This is a genomic window from Kribbella sp., assembly GCF_035655035.1.
Taxonomy (GTDB): Bacteria; Actinomycetota; Actinomycetes; order Propionibacteriales; family Kribbellaceae; genus Kribbella.
The window spans coordinates 1-1,664 of sequence record NZ_DASRVN010000051.1 but is presented as its reverse complement, the minus strand read 5'-3'; the positions used below and the strand labels follow the sequence as shown (position 1 = coordinate 1,664).

Here is a 1,664-nt window from a genome sequence, read left to right as displayed (position 1 = left end):
TTCGACGGCTCGTGCCCGCACGCCTGCCCGGTGGTGATCAGCGCGCCCGACCACTCGTACCCCGGCGCCGGGTTGTTCTTCCTCGCGGTCATCGTCAGCTTGCCGTCACGCACGGACAGCGCGTCCCAGGTGTGCCACTCGAGCTGGTCGTTGCTCTTGTTCCCCAGGCACTGGTCGCCTTCGGCGTTCGAGTGGATCGCCCACTTCGTCCGGTCGATCGCCGTACCGTCGAACTCGTCGGCGAACACCAGCTTCCCCGGTGTCGCGGCGTCGGCCGCGCGGAGTGGGACGACCAGCAGTCCGAGTACTACCAGAGCAGTAAGTAACTTACGCATCAGGCAACCCTCTCCGTCGGAAAAGAACGGATCAAACAGTCGCTTGATCAGGGCTTGGTTGTCAACTCCTGCGTACCGATCACGTCCAGCAGCCGGATCGCCTGATCGGACGGTGATCCGGGCTCAGCGGTGTACAGCACCACGCGCTGGTCGCGCTCAGGAACCACCAGCACCTCGCAGACCACATCGATCCGCCCGACCTGCGGATGAAAGATCGTCTGGCACAACGACTGCTGCCTCCCCACTTCGTGCCGCGCCCAGATCGCCGCGAACTCCTGGCTGCCGTCGAGCAAATCGCGCACCAGCCGCGCGAGCTCCGGGTCGTCCGGGTACGTGCTGGTCGCCGCCCGCAGATCGGCCGCGACCTCCCGCGCGAACTCCCGTGTCGCCTCCTCACCGAACAGCCGCGCCTGCCGATCGGTCAGGAAGCGCAGCCGCAGCAGATTCCGTTCCCGGAGTGGCAACGCCGAGAAGTCCGTGATCAGCGCGGCCGCCAGCGGATTCCACGCGAGTACGTCGTACTTGGCGTCCAGCACCAGCCCCGGTACGTCGAGCCGCGCGAGCATCCGCAGTACGCCGGAACGCACCTCCGCCGGCGGACCGGGTGGTGGTCCGGGTTGCTCGCCGGCCAGCCGGAACAGGTAGTCGCGCTCGTCGTCGGACAGTCGCAGCGCCCGCGCGAGACCGGTCAGCACCGGGCGGGACGGGCGCGGGCCGCGGGCCTGTTCGAGGCGCGTGTAGTAGTCGGCCGACATGGTCGCGAGGCTCGCCACCTCCTCGCGGCGCAGACCCGGGGTACGGCGGCGCAGTCCGGCGGGGAGGCCGACGTCGGACGGTTGCAGCGCCTCCCGTCTTACCCGGAGGAACTCCGCCAGCGCGTCGCGATCCACCGGTCCAGGATCGCAGGCGGATTAGGACGTATCCAGGGACCGCCGGTCCCAGGGTCGGCCCGCTCTGCCTCGCCGCACCGATCCGACGGAGTGTTGACGCCATGAACACGAACAAGGTCGCGCTCGTCACGGGCGCCAACAAAGGCATCGGCAAGGAGATCGCGCGGCAGCTGGGGGAGCGCGGGTTCACCGTGCTGGCCGGGTCGCGGGACGCGGCGCGTGGTGCGGTCGCGGCGAAGGAACTGGTTGCCGCGGGCCTCGATGTGGTCGCGCTGCCGTTGGAGGTGACGGATACGGCGTCGGTACGGGCGGCGGCGACGGAGGTCGAGTCCGCGTACGGCCGGCTCGACGTACTCGTGAACAACGCCGCGATCATCCCGGCGGGGGACGGGGCGGTGTCGGAGGTGGCGCGCGACGTACTGCGGTCCGCGTTCGAGAC

Annotated in this window: 2 protein-coding genes and 1 pseudogene; 1 reads left to right on the top strand and 2 read right to left on the bottom strand. The window is 69.4% G+C overall.

Going from position 1 to position 1,664, the window contains the following annotated elements; all coding sequences use genetic code 11:
- Both VFF46_RS03500 and VFF46_RS03495 read right to left on the bottom strand, forming a co-directional pair.
- Positions 1–335, bottom strand: a pseudogene (locus tag VFF46_RS03500) (glycoside hydrolase family 16 protein); the annotation flags it as partial.
- Positions 336–382: 47 nt separating this feature from the next.
- Positions 383–1,225, bottom strand: coding sequence for a helix-turn-helix transcriptional regulator (locus VFF46_RS03495; protein WP_325035540.1), 843 nt, complete (start codon positions 1,223–1,225; stop codon positions 383–385).
- 101 nt (positions 1,226–1,326) lie between these two features.
- Between VFF46_RS03495 and VFF46_RS03490 the strand changes: the two genes are divergently transcribed.
- Positions 1,327–1,664, top strand: a 338-nt coding sequence (locus VFF46_RS03490; protein WP_325035539.1) for an SDR family NAD(P)-dependent oxidoreductase, incomplete at its 3' end; no start/stop codon positions are given.